This window comes from bacterium 336/3 (genome assembly GCA_001281695.1).
Classification (GTDB): Bacteria; Bacteroidota; Bacteroidia; order Cytophagales; family Thermonemataceae; genus Raineya.
This window is the reverse complement of record LJIE01000002.1, coordinates 156811-174509: the sequence shown is the minus strand read 5'-3', so window position 1 is coordinate 174509 and position 17699 is coordinate 156811. Positions and strand designations below refer to the sequence as shown.

At 33.2% G+C, this 17699-nt stretch carries 14 protein-coding genes; 9 read left to right on the top strand and 5 right to left on the bottom strand.

Going from position 1 to position 17699, the window contains the following annotated elements:
* Positions 1 to 124 precede the first annotated feature (124 nt).
* From AD998_20060 to AD998_20035, 6 genes are all read left to right on the top strand, one after another.
* Positions 125 to 1036, top strand: a complete 912-nt coding sequence (locus AD998_20060) for a phosphatase (GenBank protein ID KOY84725.1) — start codon at positions 125 to 127, stop codon at positions 1034 to 1036.
* A 102-nt stretch (positions 1037 to 1138) separates the two neighbouring features.
* The gene (locus AD998_20055) at positions 1139 to 2185 is read left to right on the top strand and encodes a pyruvate dehydrogenase (GenBank protein KOY84724.1); all 1047 of its coding nucleotides are present in this window, start codon (positions 1139 to 1141) and stop codon (positions 2183 to 2185) included.
* 76 nt (positions 2186 to 2261) lie between these two features.
* Positions 2262 to 2843, top strand: a complete 582-nt coding sequence (locus AD998_20050) for a hypothetical protein (protein KOY84723.1) — start codon at positions 2262 to 2264, stop codon at positions 2841 to 2843.
* Positions 2844 to 2911: 68 nt separating this feature from the next.
* On the top strand, positions 2912 to 3607 hold the full coding sequence (locus tag AD998_20045; protein ID KOY84722.1) for an isoprenylcysteine carboxyl methyltransferase: 696 nt from the start codon (positions 2912 to 2914) through the stop codon (positions 3605 to 3607).
* A 100-nt stretch (positions 3608 to 3707) separates the two neighbouring features.
* Complete coding sequence (locus AD998_20040) at positions 3708 to 5390, top strand: DNA polymerase IV (protein ID KOY84748.1); 1683 nt, start codon at positions 3708 to 3710, stop codon at positions 5388 to 5390.
* Positions 5387 to 6256 (top strand): hypothetical protein, encoded by an 870-nt coding sequence (locus AD998_20035; GenBank protein KOY84721.1) that lies wholly within the window; start codon positions 5387 to 5389, stop codon positions 6254 to 6256. Before AD998_20040 ends, AD998_20035 begins: the two co-directional genes overlap by 4 nt.
* A gap of 32 nt (positions 6257 to 6288) precedes the next feature.
* Here AD998_20035 and AD998_20030 read toward each other — a convergent pair whose 3' ends face one another.
* Together AD998_20030 and AD998_20025 are read right to left on the bottom strand one after the other, a co-directional pair.
* A complete protein-coding gene (locus tag AD998_20030) occupies positions 6289 to 6750 on the bottom strand; it encodes a hypothetical protein (GenBank protein KOY84720.1) in 462 nt (153 codons plus the stop codon).
* 54 nt (positions 6751 to 6804) lie between these two features.
* The gene (locus AD998_20025; protein ID KOY84719.1) at positions 6805 to 8019 is read right to left on the bottom strand and encodes a hypothetical protein; all 1215 of its coding nucleotides are present in this window, start codon (positions 8017 to 8019) and stop codon (positions 6805 to 6807) included.
* A 180-nt stretch (positions 8020 to 8199) separates the two neighbouring features.
* Between AD998_20025 and AD998_20020 the strand changes: the two genes are divergently transcribed.
* Together AD998_20020 and AD998_20015 are read left to right on the top strand one after the other, a co-directional pair.
* Positions 8200 to 11247: a hypothetical protein gene (locus tag AD998_20020; GenBank protein ID KOY84718.1), complete on the top strand. Its 3048-nt coding sequence runs from the start codon at positions 8200 to 8202 to the stop codon at positions 11245 to 11247.
* Between the two features lie 12 nt (positions 11248 to 11259).
* Complete coding sequence (locus tag AD998_20015) at positions 11260 to 12213, top strand: hypothetical protein (protein KOY84717.1); 954 nt, start codon at positions 11260 to 11262, stop codon at positions 12211 to 12213.
* Here the strand turns inward: AD998_20015 and AD998_20010 are convergent.
* The 3 genes from AD998_20010 to AD998_20000 form a co-directional block, all read right to left on the bottom strand.
* Positions 12200 to 12583, bottom strand: coding sequence for a dihydroneopterin aldolase (locus AD998_20010; protein ID KOY84716.1), 384 nt, complete (start codon positions 12581 to 12583; stop codon positions 12200 to 12202). The genes AD998_20015 and AD998_20010 overlap by 14 nt on opposite strands.
* Complete coding sequence (locus tag AD998_20005) at positions 12584 to 13906, bottom strand: hemolysin (GenBank protein ID KOY84715.1); 1323 nt, start codon at positions 13904 to 13906, stop codon at positions 12584 to 12586. It abuts the gene before it with no gap.
* A 117-nt stretch (positions 13907 to 14023) separates the two neighbouring features.
* Complete coding sequence (locus AD998_20000) at positions 14024 to 16768, bottom strand: hypothetical protein (GenBank protein KOY84714.1); 2745 nt, start codon at positions 16766 to 16768, stop codon at positions 14024 to 14026.
* Positions 16769 to 16799: 31 nt separating this feature from the next.
* Between AD998_20000 and AD998_19995 the strand changes: the two genes are divergently transcribed.
* Entirely contained in the window at positions 16800 to 17627 is an 828-nt protein-coding gene (locus AD998_19995; GenBank protein ID KOY84713.1) for an N-acetylmuramoyl-L-alanine amidase, read from the top strand.
* The last annotated feature ends 72 nt before the right edge of the window (positions 17628 to 17699 follow it).

Here is a 17699-nt window from a genome sequence, read left to right as displayed (position 1 = left end):
AGTTTTGATAACTTTGAATACAAAGCTGGTAGTGACTGACTCAAATAGAAAAATAGTAGTTTTTTGAAAAATAAATTTATTTGCAAATCTTAGTTTGTAAGGTTATGTTTGCAAAAACGCTTTGATGAAATTTGCTGCTATAGATATTGGCTCCAACGCTGCAAGAATGCAGATTAGTAGTGTTCTTCAACACAAGGACAGTATTTCTTTCAAAAAGATAGAGTATGTTCGTTTTCCACTACGACTAGGATTAGAAGTATTTAACGAAGAAAAAATCAGTGCAGAAAAAGAAGAGCAAATACTAAAGTTATTGCATGCTTATAAGTTACTCATAGATTTACATGAAGTTGATGATTATCTGATGATGGCGACTTCAGCTATGAGAGAAGCAAAAAATGGAGAAGAAATAGCTAAAAAGGTAAAAGAGGAACTTGGAATGGATTTACAAATCATTTCGGGTGATGAAGAAAGTGAAGTAGTGAATAAAGGCTTATTAAGAGTTTTGGATGATAGAAATTATTTGCATATTGATGTAGGTGGAGGAAGCACAGAAGTTACTTTGTTTTCACAGAAAAAAGCATTGTTTTCTAAGTCATTTGAGATAGGCTCAGTAAGGTTGCTTGAAAAAGCTGTTCCTGAAAAAGTTTGGAAAGAAATGCAAAACTGGGTAGAAAAAAATATCAAAGATGCTGTACCTAAACTTACAGCAGTAGGAATAGGTGGAAACATTAATAAAATTTTAGAACTTTCTAAAAGAAAAAGTAAATCTTTGACCACCAAAGATATAGAAGAAGTCTTAGAAACATTAAGTAAATACTCTTTGGAGGAGCTGATAAATGAATGGGAGTTGAACCCTGACAGAGCAGATATTATTACGCCAGCCTCTAATGTATATCTTTCTGTCATGAAATGGGCTAAAATTAAAGAAATTATTGTACCAGGTTTAGGTTTAAAAGATGGTATGATGGAAATATTGGCAGAAAAACACAGACTAGGCAATACTACTTACCATGAGTTAGAAATTGGTGAATGGTAAAATTAAGATAAGATTAGAGTAATAAGATATAATATTTGCGAATCAGTTTTTATACTCAAATAAAATAAATGTCAGTATAGTGAATTGTAATCAATAAAAAATATGGCAAAGGCAAAAACTTCTACAACACAAAAGACTTCTAAAAAGGAGACTTCTAACAAAAGAGAATTTTCTAAAGAAACTTATCTCTTTTGGTTTGAAAAGATGCTTTTAATCCGTCGTTTTGAAGAAAAGGCTGGACAATTATATGGAAGACAGAAAATCAAAGGCTTTTGCCACTTGTACATAGGGCAAGAGGCTTGTGCAGTAGGTGCTGCTTCTGCTCTTACCAAAGATGATAAATGGATTACTGCATATAGAGACCACGGACATCCATTGGCGTTAGGCACAACTTCAAGAGCTGTGATGGCGGAGCTTTTTGCAAAAGCAACAGGTTGCTCAAAAGGTAAGGGAGGCTCTATGCATATTTTTGATAAAGCAGTTAATTTTGTAGGTGGACACGGAATTGTAGGTGGACAAATTCCTTTGGGGGCTGGATTAGCTTTCGCAGAAAAATATAACAAAACTAAAAATCTTTGTATTTGTTACATGGGTGATGGAGCAACCAGACAAGGAGCTCTTCACGAAGCCTTTAATATGGCTATGTTGTGGCAATTGCCTGTAATTTTTGTTATTGAAAACAATGGTTATGCAATGGGTACATCTGTTGGGCGTACTTCTAATGTAACAGAATTATACCAATTGGGTGAAAGCTATGATATGCCTTCTGAGCCTGTAGATGCTATGAATGTAGAAGAAGTTCATTTGGCAGTAGAAAGAGCAGCAGAAAGAGCGAGAAGTGGAAATGGACCTACTTTGTTGGAATTCAGAACATACCGTTATCGTGGACACTCAATGTCTGACCCAGCCAAATATCGTACAAAAGAAGAATTGGAAGCATACAAAGCTCTTGATCCGATTGAGCAGGTAAGAGCAACCATTCTCAAGAAAAAATATGCTACAGAAGCAGACTTGGAAGCAATAGAAGCAAGACTTATGGCAGAAGTAGAAGATTCTGTAGAGTTTGCCGAAAACTCTCCATATCCAGATGCAAAAGAGGCATTTACAGATATTTATGTGCAACAAGATTATCCTTTCTTGATGGATTAAGATTGTGAAATATATTTTTTGTTTTTAATTTGGTTTATGATTTATGGTAGAGCTATAAATTATAAACCATTTTTTTATGAAAATAAGATTGATTTTGATTGTATTGAGTTTCTTGAGTATTTCTGCAAAAGCTCAAGACTCTATACTTATTAAAAAAAGAATACTCTATGGAGGCTTTTCAATTGCTTCGGGTAGTGGTATGAATATAGCCTATTTTTTTAGTAAAAATAATGGATTAAATATTAGTGGTGGAATTCAAAATTCTTCTTATAAATATACACCCATACCTCTGTGGCAGCCACTTTTTAATGGAAATAACAAAGTCAGGCAATATTCAAGTTTTGTATCTGTTAGTTGTATAAAAAAAATCCCTATCAACCATCCAACTATTCGTTTTGGAACAGAATTAGGAGCTTCATGGGTGCATTTTAAAACACCTTTATTCGAGTATTATTCTGGTGGAGGTTTTTTAGGGGGAAATGGATATAAAGTGACAGATTATAGAATTAGAAATGGAATAGGTCTAAAAACAAGAGTAAGTATAGATTTTCTGTTCTCAAAAGAGATAGGCTTGGAAATAGCAGTTAATTCTAATATAAATGGATTGCAATCTTATGTAGCATTTGAGGGGAATATTGTATTTGGTAGGCTCAGATAAAATATAAATGAGGTTTTGCCTTTCATAAGGCTTTTTGCTATCTTGGCGTGTATAAATCTTAAACTATTATGGAAAAGAGATTAAAATTTGGTGTATTATTTTCTGGTTGTGGTGTATATGATGGTTCTGAAATACACGAGGCAGTCAGTGTACTTTTGGCAATAGATAAAATGAATATAGAGGCTGTTTGTATAGCACCCAATATCAATCAACATCATGTAATAAACCACCTGACAGGCGAAGAAATGCCTGAAGCAAGAAATGTTCTTGTAGAGGCAGCTCGTATAGCCAGAGGGGCAATTATAGATATAGAACAAGTAAATATCACGGAATTAGATGCTCTTATTATGCCTGGAGGTTTTGGAGTAGCTAAAAATTTTACCAAATGGGCTTTTGAAGGACCTGCTGGTGAAATTCTGCCAAGTGTAAAAAAAATAATTCAGGATTTTTATAATGCTAAGAAACCTATTGGAGCAGTTTGTATGGCTCCTACAACGATTGCAAAAGCATTAGAAGGCATAAATGCAGGTATACAACTTACAATTGGTAATACCATTGATAAATCTCCTTATGATATTGCAGCAATTAGTGGAGGCATTAACCAAACAGGGAATTTGGCAGTGATGGTAAGTGTTGATGATGTTTTTGTAGATAAAGCCAATAAAATTGTAACAAGCCCTTGCTACATGATGGAAGCAACTATTTCTCAGGTTTATGCAGGTGCTGAAAAAACGATTCAAAAAGTAAAAGAATTGATAGCATAATAAAGAAATCTATAAGGTTTCGGAAAATAGTAATAAAACAATTTATAAATCTGCTTATACAAACCTTATAGGTTTTAAAACAATGAATAATCAACTAAATATTACAAATGAGGATATAACAGATTGTTTGTCTTCTTTCGCTACGCTTTTAGAACTCCATAACGAAAACGAATTTAAAATTCGTTCCTATCATGCTGCTGTTTTCAAACTCGAAAAAGTAACAGACGAGATAGCCAAACTACCCAAAGAGCAAATTCAAAAACTACAAGGCATAGGAAAAAGTATTGCAGAAAAAATTCTCGAAATTATAGAAAAAAATACATTTCAGGAGCTTGAAGATATTTTGGCAAAAACACCTTCGGGTTTACTAAAAATCTTAAAAATAAAAGGACTTGGTGCTAAAAGAGTTCGGACACTTTGGCAAGAAGCCAACATTACAAGCCCTGAGGAGCTTTTTAAGGCATGTGAGACAGACAAAATAGCTCAAATAAAAGGTTTTGGCGAGAAAATTCAGGAGACTATTAAAAATGGTTTACTTTTCATCAAGTTAAATTCTGATAAACTTTTATATGCAGATGTTCTGCCTTATGCTCATGAGTTGGAGCAGTACTTAAAAGCAAGCCCTTTATGCCAAAAAATGTCTTGGGTTGGTGAGTACAGACGCTCTTTAGAGATTATTAATACATTGGAAGTGGTTGTCCAAACATCTCAAATACAACTTTTACATGAGTATTTGCAAGCTTGTCCTTTTTTGGAAACATATAAAGAAAAATGTGGAATTTATACTTGGAGAGGTGTTTTTAAAGAAAGTACTTTGAAAATAGAAGTAAATATTGCAAATGCTCAAAAATTCTATAATACTGTATTTCTGCTTTCAGCAAATCCAAAACACTTAGCATACAAGAAGAATAATCAAACTTTATTACAAGTGTCTCAAAGTAAGGTGTTTGATAATGAAGAAGATATATACAAACAATTTGATTTGCCTTATTTACAGCCCGAACTTCGTGAAGGTTTGTGGGAATTTGAATACGCACAAACACCAGTTTTAATTGAAACCAAAGATTTAAAAGGAACCCTTCATGCTCACTCTACTTACAGTGATGGCAAACATAGTCTAGAGGAAATGGCGAAAGCTGCCAAAGCTTTTGGTTTTGAATATTTAGGAATAACAGACCACTCTAAATCAGCGTATTATGCAGGTGGCTTAGATGAGAAACGAGTAGCTGACCAACATCTTGAAATAGAAAAACTAAATCAACAGAATCCTGATTTTAAGATATTTAAAGGAATAGAATCTGATATTTTGAGTAATGGAGATTTGGATTATAGCAATGATGTGCTTAAAAGTTTCGATTTTATTGTGGCTTCTATCCATGCTAATTTACAAATGGATGAAGCAAGAGCCACAGCACGCATCATAAAAGCCATAGAAAACCCTTACACAACTATCGTTGGGCATCCGACGGGTAGATTGCTTTTGCGTAGAGAGGGTTATCCTCTCAATATCCCCAAGATGATAGATGCTTGTGCTGCAAATGGAGTAGCTATTGAGATTAATGCTCATCCTTTGCGTTTGGATTTGGATTGGCGTTGGGTGCATAAAGCTCTTGAAAAAGGGGTGAAAATTGCTATCAATGCTGATGCTCACGACAAAGAAGGATATTTATATCATCAGTTTGGGGTACTTGTAGCCCGAAAAGCAGGACTAACCAAAGAAATGTGTTTGAATGCTTTGAGGAAAGATGAAATAAAACAAGTCTTTAAAAAAGACATTAGATGAAAACCTATATTGCCATATTAATGGTGATTTGCTTAACATCTTGTTTTGAATCGGAAAAACAAGATGTTAAATTGCCTCAAACAACAAATCAAGAAAAAAGATATAATATTTTAAATAAAAAAAGCAGATTACAACATTTTAAAGTAAAGTATAAGCAAATTAAAAATACTCAAGAACATTTTGAATTGCTAAAAGAAACATATCACTTATCTAAAGGAGGAGGAAAAATTATTGATGAGAAAAACGAGTTAGCTCTCTATGTTTTGGATTCTTATATGAATAGACTCAATGATTCAAGAGATATAGAGGATGAAAAATTTATAATTCAAGCCCCTTCTTTTTTTGTATGGAAAAACGATTTTTTATTTGTCGATTTATCATCTTTTTGGTCTAGAACTGTAACCCCAGAAATGCTAAAAGCTGATAAAGAGATGTTTAATAGAAAAGTAAAAGGTGTTTTGTTATTTGGTTTGGATGAAACTGTGGCTTCCCGATTTTCTATTTACTTAGGAGCCTATTACCATCATTTTTATCACAAACTATACAAATTTGAGAAGATAAATCCAGCTTTAGTCCATAAAAATATAGAAAGCTATATTATCAAAGGTAAGATAGAGGAAATAGAATATCCTGAAACTTATTTATATAGTGTAATGAGCATAGTTAAAAACAATTCCAAATTGATAGATGAATTTGAAAAAATTGACAAATTGATTTATCAATGGAGTTTTCTTAAAAATCTAACAGAAGAACAACTTGTCAGAATTTTAATTTTTCAATCTTCTAGACAAATATATGATTGGAACATTCTAAAGAGATTAGATATAGAGTTAATAACTAATTATTTTTCAGTAAGATATAAATAAAAAAGGTCTGTAATTTACAGACCTTTTTTATTTTATTGAGGCTTGTTACGACTATAGGTTTTATCACCCAATACAAGTTTCTCTCCATCCATTTTTACAGTAACTGTTTCTTTCGCTTTCATTTCGCCACAACCCTTACATTCCATTGTAAGCTGGTCGCCTGCCAAGCTCCATTTGCCTTCCCACATAGTAGCTTCACCATCAGGACCTTGTACGCTTAATCTGCCATCTTTAAAGAAATCTAAAAGAATTAAAGTACCTGCATCTATACGCCAGCCAAAAGTACCCTCTTTGCTATACAAAAAGGCTTTAATATCATCTTCAGAGGGCTTACTAGCTTCTTTTTTCTCTTCTTGCTTAGGTTCTTCTTTCTTTTCTACTTTAGCAGCAGTATCTTGTTTAGCTGTATCTGTAGAGTCTTTTTTGTCTCCACAACTCATAAAAAAGCTACTAGAAATGAATACAAAAGCTAAAATTTTTGTGATTTTTTGCATAATGAATTGAAATTTAGTTTTCTAAAATAAATTATTTTTTGTCTGAAATGCAAATTATATACCTACTTCCATCTGAAATACGCCAAAAAAATGCTTCTGTGTATTTGTGAAAGTTGTTAAATTTCTTTCATGGTGATAAAAAATATTGAACTGAGCTTTTACTTTGTGCTTTTTGAAATATTTAGTTGTACCAATCCCAAACTGATTGATTTGATTGAAAGTGCTTGCAATATCTTTATGAGGTGTTATGAGTGAGTATCTAGTTGCAATTTCCCATCTTGATTCAAAACAGTAGCTAATTTGAGTATTGATACCATCTCCTGTAACAACATTACTCATTACACCATCAGAATTGATAGTAATAGGAGTTCCTTCTGTATCTCTACGAATGTATTCGGATGACAGAGCAAAACCTTTATACTTGAGTAGGAAATCAAATAAATATGTATGATAACTTTTGGGAGCAAATAAATCTCTCCCTATTTGTCCTTGTGTACGTACAGCCATATCATTGAAATGATAACCACCTGCAATAGATATTTTTGGGCGTTCTTCACGAGCCACATCCCCCTCAAAATAATCTCCAGTGTCTGTAAACACTCCAAAAGGGAGCAATTCTAATCTCGCTGTATAAGCCAGACCTGCATTACTCAAGTTGGAGTTTCTACCTTCACCAGATGAAATAGCTGTTTTCAAGATAGTTTTAAAATCTTTTTTTCCCATTGTATAGGTTGCAAAAATACCAAAATCTCTATCCAACGTGAAATTTGCATTAACTGGCGACCTATCATAAAATTGTAAAGCTCCTGAAGAAATAACTCTTTGCCTATTGCCTGAAAGTTTACCTTGTCCCAAACCAAATAGTAGTCTGTTAGAAGGTTTATAAAATATCATAGCATCTCTTAATACATTTGGACTTACATTTTGCGATGACTCATCAGCATCAGACCAATCCATATCTCCCCTCGAAAAAGAAAGTTGAACATTATAAGTAAGTTTAGGATTGAAGACATGCCCTGAAAAGCTTAAACGAGCTCTTCTGACTCTTGTCTCCCAACTACTTGGTGAAAAGTCCTCTATAGATTTTGTATTCATTAAAATACGAGATTGTATACGAAACTTTAAATTCAATGAAAATGAACTATCAGGAATAAAAAAACCTAAACCATTTTTATAATTGAAAATAGGAGTGTTGTTTTTTTGCAAGGTATCTTGAGCAAAACTTGATAAAAAAGATATAAAGAATCCTAATATAAAAATACTTTTCATTAAATTGTATTTCTTTAATGTTAAATTTATTAACTAAATATTAACAAATTTAAAAAGAAAAAAATTATATTTTGGGCAAATAATTTGATTTACAAGACAAAAAGAGTGAGAAAAATAGAAATTGTGTCATTTTTTCTTAATTTAGCCTTTTCTTAAAAAAAATCTTTTTGGTAGGCTAGCATGATACCGTTCTTAGAAAAAGTACGCCAACATATTACAGAGAACTTCACAGAATTAGAAAAAATACGAGTCATTGTTCCTTCTCGCAGAAGTATGCGTTCCTTAAAACAGGAATTTGCCAAAGCTGGTATTGAAACACCTCCTGCTGTATATGCAATTGATGATTTTATTACACAAAGTGTAGGTTTTAAACGAACAGACCCTATAGAGCAACTTTTATTGCTTCAAAAAATAGCTCAAGAAGTTTTAAATCAACGCCAAGAGTCTGATAATTTGCTTTCTTGGTTACCTACATTGCTAAAAGATTTTAGTATCATAGACCAAAACTTAGCAGATGCCAAACAAATATTTGGAAATTTGGCTGATATTGAGCGTATTAAAAGCTGGAATTTGTCAGAATATCGCCAGACCCAAAGTCAAGAAAATCTCAAATATTATTTTGAGTTTTGGGATAAACTCTACATTCTTTACGCAAAATTTAAACAAAGACTACAAGAACTTAATAAAGCTTATACAGGCTTGATGTATAGACATTTAGCTGAAAACACACAAAGTATACTAATTGATAATCAAGAGGTTAAACATTATGTGTTTGTGGGATTCAATGCTTTCAATAAAAGTGAAGAAAGAATTATAGAACAACTTAAAGAAAAAGATAAAGTTACATTGCTCTGGGATACAGATTATTTCTATATGAGGCATAAAGGTGAAAACCCTGCTGCTAAATTTCTGAAACGATACCAAAAACAATGGAAAGATAAAAATAATTTGTGGTTGTGGGAAGATAAAAACTTGTTGGAAACACCTAAAAACGTGAGTGTTATAGAATGTGGGAATTTTACACTACAAGCTCATGTGGCAGAGCAACTTCTCAAAAATTGGGATAAAAAGAAAAGAACTGTTATTGTATTGCCTGAGGAGAGTTTATTGCTTTCCTTACTTCATAGCATAGATGAAGAAGAGCATTATAAAGGCTACAACATCACAATGGGTTTGAACTTACAAAGTTCAACACTCTTCAATTTAGTGATGATGCTTTTTGAGATGCAACAAAGTAAAAAAGTAGAAAAGTGGTTTAAGAAAAATCAGGAAGGAGTTGATGAAGAAAAAAACTCCATCAAATACCATTATAGTCAAATTTTTAAGGTTCTCAATCACCCTTTTGTTCGTAAATACGAGCAACTATTAATCAAAGATTTAGGCCTTGATATGAACCATAGCTTTATTAGAGAAGCTATTCAGTACATTGTAAGATACAATAAAATATACATGAGTTCCTCAGAACTCAAACGTTTACCTAAAAGATTGTTGGCAAAAGAAGAAAATGAGAAAATAAAAGACACTTTAACTTCTTTATATGAACAACTTGAAGAGCCTTTGGGTTTGTTATTTACCTATTGGGATACCACCAAAGTAAGTAGCATTGCCAAAAAAATTCAGAAGCTTATGGAGTATTTTGAAAAGGCTTTTGCTAAAAATACAGATGACTTAGAACGTTTTTATCTAAAAAAATTCAAACGTTTATTCCGAAAATTGAGAGGTTTCTTAGCTCGTAAAGAATATTCGTTGGATTTTAGAACATTTAGGAATTTTTTATTCCAATTGGTTAGAGAAGAACGCATACCTTTTGAAAGCAATAGAGATAGCAAGCTACAAATTATGGGTTTTTTGGAAACCAGAACCTTAGATTTTGAACAGGTAATTGTACTTGCAGCCAATGAAGGGACTTTTCCACAGGGCAAAAAAAGCCAATCGCTTATTCCATTTGATGTGGCAAAAAGCTTTGGATTACCCACTCACGAAGAGCAGGAATCTATGCAGAGCTATCATTTTTATAGGCTTTTACAAAGAGCTGAAAAAGTTGCTTTGGTGTATTGTTCGTCTAAAACACAATCGGGTGGAGGTAGTAATGAGGTAAGTCGTTATGTATTGCAGTTAGAAAATGATTTGGCAAAACTCAATCCACTACTGACAATTAAACGCCTTACAGCTCAATTTGCAACACCTATACAAACCAATCAGGAAGATTTAAAAATTAAGAAAACACCTGAAATACTGGATCTTATCAAAGAACGATTGGAAAATAATATTTCCCCTTCAGCTCTCGATTCGTTTATCAAGTGTTCTCTACAATTTTATTTCAATTATTTGGCAGGTATTAAAGATGCTGATGAAGTAGAAGAAGAAGTTGGAGCGGATACTTTTGGTATCGTAATTCATGCTGTTTTGGAGGATATTTTTGGTGAAACTAACAAAGAGGGTGTTATTACAGATAAAATCTTAGAAAAACAATTAGATACAGTTGAAAGACGAGTAAAACAAAAGTTTCAAGAGAAAGCAAGTTTCACCAAAGATTCGATGGTGGGCAATAACCTGATTGCTCAAGAAGCAGCCATGCACTACATCAAAAGTTTCTTACAAGAACAAATAGATGAACTTGAGAATGAAGTGTTAGGAGAAAAGAACTTTGAAATTCTAAGTTTAGAAAACAAAGAAGAAATGTTGAAAATACTGCCTGCTGAGTTTACATACCAAGACAATCAGCAGGCTTTACAAGTCCGACTGCGTGGAATAGTGGATAGAGTGGATAAGTTTTCGCAGGTTCTCAGAATTATTGACTATAAAACAGGCAGTGTAAGCCCCGAAGACTTGAGAATGGATGAGGAGAAGTTTTTGAAAATTGCAGAAAGTAAAGATTTGAGCAAAGCAAGGCAATTATGGTTATATAGATATTTGCTCCTGAAAAATTTAGAAAATAATTCTCAATGGGAAAAGTTTAAGAACCAGCCCATTGAAGCAGGAATTTATTCTATGCGAAGGCTGGAAGATGGTTTGATGACCCTCCAAATTTCAAAACCCAAAGATGCCAAAGAAACTAATTCCAAAGGCTTGCCTTTGGACGATAAAGAGTGGTTTTTGCATAAAACAGAGCTTTGGTTACAACAAATTATCAGAAATATGCTGGATACTGAACAAGACTTCCAAAAAACAGATGATATAGAAATTTGTGGTTATTGCCAATATAAAAATATTTGTAGCAGAGATTAAACAGAGAAAAATATGCTTGGATTAGATAAAATGTCGAATTTGGCTCAAAGAGTAATAGCAGGAGTTTTGGGTGCAGCCATTCTGATTAATGCCATTTATTGGAGTGAATATAGTTTCTTTTTGCTCTTCGCCTTTATTATGTCTTTTAGCTTGTGGGAGTTTTATACGCTGCTTGAAAAAGCAGGATATAAGCCCATGAAGAAATACATGATGGTTTTTAATGGGATTTTACTTGTTTTTTTATTTTTTACACAAGTTTTGGCATACTATGAACATGCTCACATTTGGATGCAAAAAATAATAATTTTTCTTATAAGATATTTATATGCATTCATTTCTGTGGGAATATTTTTAGCATTTATTGTAAAATTATATGATAAAAATGACAAACAGCCTTTTATAAACATTGCTTTAAGCATTTTAGGTTTATTATATGTTGTTTTTCCTTTTTCCCTTTTTGTGTTTAATAGTTGGCTTACGATAGATATCTCTTTAAATGGATATGCAGAAAGAGATATTACCTATCAATATCAAATTCCTTTAGGCATTTTATTTTGTTTGTGGGCGAGTGACTCAGGAGCGTATTTTGTGGGTAGAAAATTTGGAAAAACGAAGCTTTTTGAACGTATTTCGCCTAAAAAAAGCTGGGAAGGTTTCGCTGGAGGCATGTTCTTTTCGCAGGTAGTGGCTTTTGTGCTGTCTATATACTTCACAAGTTTAGCTGGCTGGAAATGGCATGTCATTTCTGCCATTATTGTAATTGTAGGCACTTATGGCGATTTGGTAGAATCTATGCTCAAACGTAGCTTAGATATCAAAGACTCAGGCTCAGTTATTCCTGGACATGGAGGTTTTTTAGATAGATTTGATGGTTTACTGATAGCTATGCCTTTTGTAGCACTATTCCTTAGTTTATTCCATGGTTGGGTAATATTCAACAATCCACATATTATTAATCTACCTTAAACAAAGCAGGATTATCTTCTGAGATACAGACTTTTGCTTTGGTACAAACCCCACCAATAGGAGGGTTGTATTTAGAAACAGCTACTTCTGCTTTTTGTACTTTAGGGAAATGCTGAAAAATGCTGTCAATGATACGTTTAGCAATATGCTCTAACAGCCGAGTGGGTTTTTTCATCTCCTCGGCTGCAATTTTATATAAATGTTCGTAATTGATGGTATCAGCTAATTTGTCGTTCTGAGAAGCCATACTCAAATCGGCAGTGATGGTAATATCTACACTATATTTATTGCCAATTTTTTGTTCTTCTTCATAGAAACCATGATAAGCAAAGAATTCAATATTTTCTAAAGAAATAGTAGCTAGACTCATTTATTCGAAAGTGATAGCAGGTTTCTCTTCTCTATTTGGCAAAGAAAGTTTCAATAATACAGTTTCTATGGTATTGTTATCTTTTTGTAAAATCTTGAAAGTATAAATTTCGTGAGTTACTTCCGCATTTACATCAGGGATTTTTCCAAAAACCTCATTGATAAAACCTGCAACTGTATCATAATCTTCACTTTCGGGGATAGGTTCTGGCAAAAATTTATTCACCTCATCTATATTAGCCAAAGCTTTTACAATAAACTCTGTTTCACTTTTTTGTTGTACAATAGGTGTTTCGTTGTCGTATTCGTCTTGGATGTCTCCTACAATTTCTTCCAAAATATCTTCCATGGTTACGATACCTGCTGTTCCTCCAAAATCGTCTAATACAATAGCCATTTGGATGCGTTCTTTTTGCATTTCCCTAAGCAATGTATTGATAGATTTTCTTTCAGAGATTCTGTAAGGCTTACGCATTAGAGATGCAACTGTAGCTTCTGTACTTTTTAGATTTTTTAGAATATCTTTTGTGTGTAAAATACCAACAATATTATCTAAAGAGTCTTCATACACAGGGATACGAGAATAATCTTCACTCATAATCAGCTCAAAAGCTTGTTGAATGCTCGTATCAATTCTCAGACCCACAACTTTGGTTCTTGGGGTCATGATTTGCTCTGTGAGCCTATCATCAAACTTAAAAACGTTTTCTAAAAGTTCGTGTTCAGTAGTATTGATATTTCCACTTTTCTTACTTTCTTCTAAAAGTAAACGAATTTCATCTTCTGTATGTGTATCATGTTCATGTATCAAAGGTACACCTATCACTTTCAAAATGAAATTAGCAAAACCATTTAAAACCCATATAAAAGGTTTGAAAACTATATAAAAAGCTTGCAAAGGCATCGCTAAGAGCATAGTAGTACGCTCAGGATAACGAATAGCCAAAGATTTTGGAGCTAATTCACCAAAAACAATATGGAGAACAGTTATCAAAGAAAATGCTGTAACCAAAGAAACTTGATGAAGAGCTTTTTCAGAAATGGTAATTTGTAAGGCTTCAAAAGTATTTCCAATGATTTTAGCAACAATAGGCTCACCAACCCAACCTAAACCCAAACTGGCAAGTGTAATACCAAGTTGAGTTGCAGAAAGATAAGCATCTAAATTGTTGATAATCTTAAGAGCGTTTTTTGCAAGGCGATTGCCAGATTGATATTTGGTTTCTACTTGTGAGGCTCTGACCTTGACAATAGCAAATTCAGCAGCCACAAAAATTCCATTGAGAGCAACTAAAAAAAGGGTTAGTAATATATCACCGACCATATAGGAGAGAATAAAGTGAGAACACCATCATCTTAGTTTTGTATTGTTTAAGGTGTTTTTATGCAAATATAAGAATTTATCTAAAAATAAAAATTTTTAGTGTAAAGGTTTCATATTCTATCTATCATACCAAGTTCTACGTCTTTCTACTTTTAAGTCTTTGAGTGTAGAAGCATTGGCATTGAGCCTGAATGTATAAGACTGAAATTGTCCAAAAGGTTGCCAATTAAAGCTCATTTGCCAACAATGTAAATTTCTAATAAAACTAAATTGAGATGCTCCAAAAGCGTTGGCTTTGAAATCATAGTTACTATTAAAATTTAGTTTCCAATTTTTTGTTAGACTTACATCTCCCGAAAAATTAAGTGTTTGTGTAATATCTTTTTGAGGAAGCCTTGAAAGAGAAAGGTTGTAATTCAAATTTAAACTCCATGTTACATCAAAATCTACATAATTGTTTGCATTATTGAAAGGATTTTGAACTGTAGAGGTAGTTAAACCTGTATTGTTATTACCCATAGGATTCAAAAGTCTATTCATATCAGCATCAGTATTACCTCTACTGCCTGTTGTAACTGGATTTGTCTTTTTCTTAAAAAAGTCAGGATTGAAAATAGTGGAAAATGATAAGTTGGTTGTACTGATTTGCCCGAGCCTGCCTTTTGCCCATGCTAAATCAAAAGATTTAACTTTACTAGTAGTATTATTAACAATAGTATCTCTATATAAATAAGGGTCTAATGAACTACTCAAAGCAATATCTATTTTGCCAAATAGTCTGATACGAGTATTCATCGTTACATTTGCCCATGCATATTGCCCCAAAGATTTATTGGCAAGCATATTATAGGATGTACCAAATGAAAGCTCATCTAATAAATTGATTTTTTGAGGTTTTGCACCAGCCGAATCAACTTTGGAGCGAAGTTTAGCCTCCAAAACGTTTCTTAGACTAATACCAATCGTCCCTGAACGTCCTTGACCTGGCACACCTTCAAATCGGGCTAAATTCTCAAATCTGGGTGTACGAACCCCAAGTCTATCTACATTGAAACCTGTTTGCTCTCTTTGATAAAAGCCAAACTTATCTTGCGAGAAATCAGGACTATAAGAAAGATTGATACTTGGAATAATAGTATGCCTGATGGCTTGTAAACGACTTTTAGAATTAGCAAAATTGTAGAAACCATAGATATTTGTACCCAAACTTGTACTAAAACTATATCTGAAAGAAGTACCCCAACGATTAGAGGTATCCACTCTTACCAAACCTGTAGAATCATTTATTTCATTCCATTCATAGCTAAACCTTCTTTGATGGAATGTTTGAGCAAAATTTGTTGAAAAAGAGCCATTAAAATATTTAAGTAACTTAAAAGGAGCAGAGAGTGTACTTGTTTGTGCTAAATTGATTTTAGCATTTTGGAGAAACAATGAAAAATTTTCAGGCTTGAAAGCATAAACACTGTCTTGTCTTTGCTCTGTAGTTGGAAAAGAAAAACTAGTTCCTGAAATTCTGTTAGTAATTGTATTTGAACCATTTAAAGAGTAATTGATACCAATTGTTCCAAAAAAACTACGAGGGTTTTTAACTAAGGATTTAAATGGAAAAACTTGGTTCATTGTAAAATTGACATCAGGTAGATTGAGTGTTACTTCATTACGAGTAAGTTGTTGCTGATGTCTTGCAGCCAAAGACAAAGCAAAAGGCTTGCCTTTGAATGTTTTAGAATAACTAATAGAGGAGTTTAAGTTAGTGTTAATGAGGGCGTTAATATCTGTAACACTGGTTCTATTGAATCCTGAACTTGCAACATTGGCAGAAGCTGAAAACCTGCCTGTGCCTTTGGACTCTGGAGTGTGGTTCCATGACAAACTAAACTGCCCATTTTTTACTCTATTAAACTCATCTAAAGGCTTGTCAAATAAGCTTCTATAACTAAAATTGAGCCCTCCATTATAACCATAACGCTTTTTGTAATTGACAGTACTACCTATTCCCCAGTTGCCATAAGAATAAACTTCGCCTGTAAAACGAGCATCTACATAATCGCTGATAGCCCAATAATAGCCACCACCACGCAAAAAGAAACCATTTTCTCTTGCTTCACCATATTCGGGAATGATAATACCTGATGTTTTTTGTTGAGGTTTAGGAAAAATCCCAAATGCAAAACCAAGTGGGGTAGGAACATCACTAATTTCTAAATAAAAAGGTCCTACAATTACGTTTTGTTTTTTAGTAACCTTAATTTTTTTTGCTACAATACGAAAATGTGGATGAGCCAAATCACAGGTGGTATAATGTCCATCTCCAATACAAAGTTCATTGTTTTCGTCTTTTTTTACACGAGAGCCTGCAATAAAACCTTCTCCTTGTTTAGTTACAATATTGAAAATCAGACCTTTTTGAGTTTCTAAATTATAATCTACGGAGTCCATACCAAAGTTTTCTGCACCTTCTTTTAAGAAGGGCTTATCCAACATTTTTTTCTTTTGAATGCTATCAAATTTAGGTCTGGCTCTTACGATTTGTGAACTTAAATCTAGAAATATGCGAGCAGCTTTGAGTTGCGTTTCTCCATAATCAATTTGCCCTTTTTCGTATAGGGCAGCTTTTTTTGTTTTGACATTGATTTTGATAGAATCTTTGGCAGTAAATTTGACAGTAGTTTTTAAATCAGATGCTTTGGTTTTGGGCAAAGTATCGTTGGTGGGCTTTTTGTTAGCCACATTTCGGATGGTATCTACACTAATTTTCAGGGTATCATTTTGTGCTGATACAGAGTTACTTATCAAATAAAATACAAAGGTTAGGAAAATTAGGCTCAAAGCCCTTATATTTGCAACAGTTTGAACCACAAATATTCTATAATTAAAAATGTTAAATCGAATGTTGGTAAATAAAAAAAATGGACAAAACTTTCTATTCTTAGCAATTATTGTGCTAATCTGTTTTGCATTTACTTTACCTTTTAAATCTCAATCACCAAGTCCACAGAAATACAAAATTCGTACCATTGTCATTGATGCAGGACATGGCGGACACGACCCTGGAGCGTTGGGCAAAAATACAAAAGAAAAAGATATAACCTTAGCAGTTAGCTTAGAATTAGGTGCAACTATTAAAAAATATTTACCTGATGTCAATGTAATCTATACCAGAACTACAGATACCTTTGTTGAGCTGTATAAAAGAGCTGAAATTGCAAATCGAAATGATGCAGATGTTTTCATTTCGATTCACTGTAATTCGATGGATGTGAAAAAAAATAAAAAATCGGCAGAGGCCAAAGGTTTAGAGGTATTTGTGATGGGACTTCATGTGAGTAAAGAGAACTTAGAGGTTGCCAGAAGAGAAAATGCTGTGGTTGCTTTAGAATCAGGTTATAAGAAAAATTATAAAGGTTTTGACCCTAACTCACCTCAAGCTTCTATTTTGATTGATATTAATCAAAATACGTATCTTGAAAATAGTTTACGTCTTTCCACATTGATTGATAAACAATTTAATGATAGGCTCAACCGAAAATCAAGAGGTATCAAACAGGCTGGTTTTTTGGTGCTTAGAGAAATTGCTAGTACAAGTATTCTGGTTGAATTAGGGTATTTATCTAATGAAGAAGAAGAATCTTATCTAAAAGACCCTTGGAGCCAGACACTTATGGCATCAGCGATTTATAGAGCTTTCAGAGATTTTAAGAATGAAGTAGAAAAATAAAGCTATATAACTCGATTTAGACTGAAAAATTAGAAAATATAAACAAATTCAGAGGCACTATTATTAAAATCT

Coding starts and splice junctions, on each gene's coding strand:
- AD998_20010 (KOY84716.1), bottom strand. CDS start 12,583: ATGAGTCTAGCTACTATTTCTTTAGAAAATATTGAATTCTTTGCTTAT.
- AD998_20055 (KOY84724.1), top strand. CDS start 1,139: ATGGCAAAGGCAAAAACTTCTACAACACAAAAGACTTCTAAAAAGGAG.
- AD998_20015 (KOY84717.1), top strand. CDS start 11,260: ATGCTTGGATTAGATAAAATGTCGAATTTGGCTCAAAGAGTAATAGCA.
- AD998_20025 (KOY84719.1), bottom strand. CDS start 8,019: ATGAAAAGTATTTTTATATTAGGATTCTTTATATCTTTTTTATCAAGT.
- AD998_20020 (KOY84718.1), top strand. CDS start 8,200: ATGATACCGTTCTTAGAAAAAGTACGCCAACATATTACAGAGAACTTC.
- AD998_20060 (KOY84725.1), top strand. CDS start 125: ATGAAATTTGCTGCTATAGATATTGGCTCCAACGCTGCAAGAATGCAG.
- AD998_20050 (KOY84723.1), top strand. CDS start 2,262: ATGAAAATAAGATTGATTTTGATTGTATTGAGTTTCTTGAGTATTTCT.
- AD998_20030 (KOY84720.1), bottom strand. CDS start 6,750: ATGCAAAAAATCACAAAAATTTTAGCTTTTGTATTCATTTCTAGTAGC.
- AD998_20035 (KOY84721.1), top strand. CDS start 5,387: ATGAAAACCTATATTGCCATATTAATGGTGATTTGCTTAACATCTTGT.
- AD998_20005 (KOY84715.1), bottom strand. CDS start 13,906: ATGGTCGGTGATATATTACTAACCCTTTTTTTAGTTGCTCTCAATGGA.
- AD998_19995 (KOY84713.1), top strand. CDS start 16,800: ATGTTGGTAAATAAAAAAAATGGACAAAACTTTCTATTCTTAGCAATT.
- AD998_20045 (KOY84722.1), top strand. CDS start 2,912: ATGGAAAAGAGATTAAAATTTGGTGTATTATTTTCTGGTTGTGGTGTA.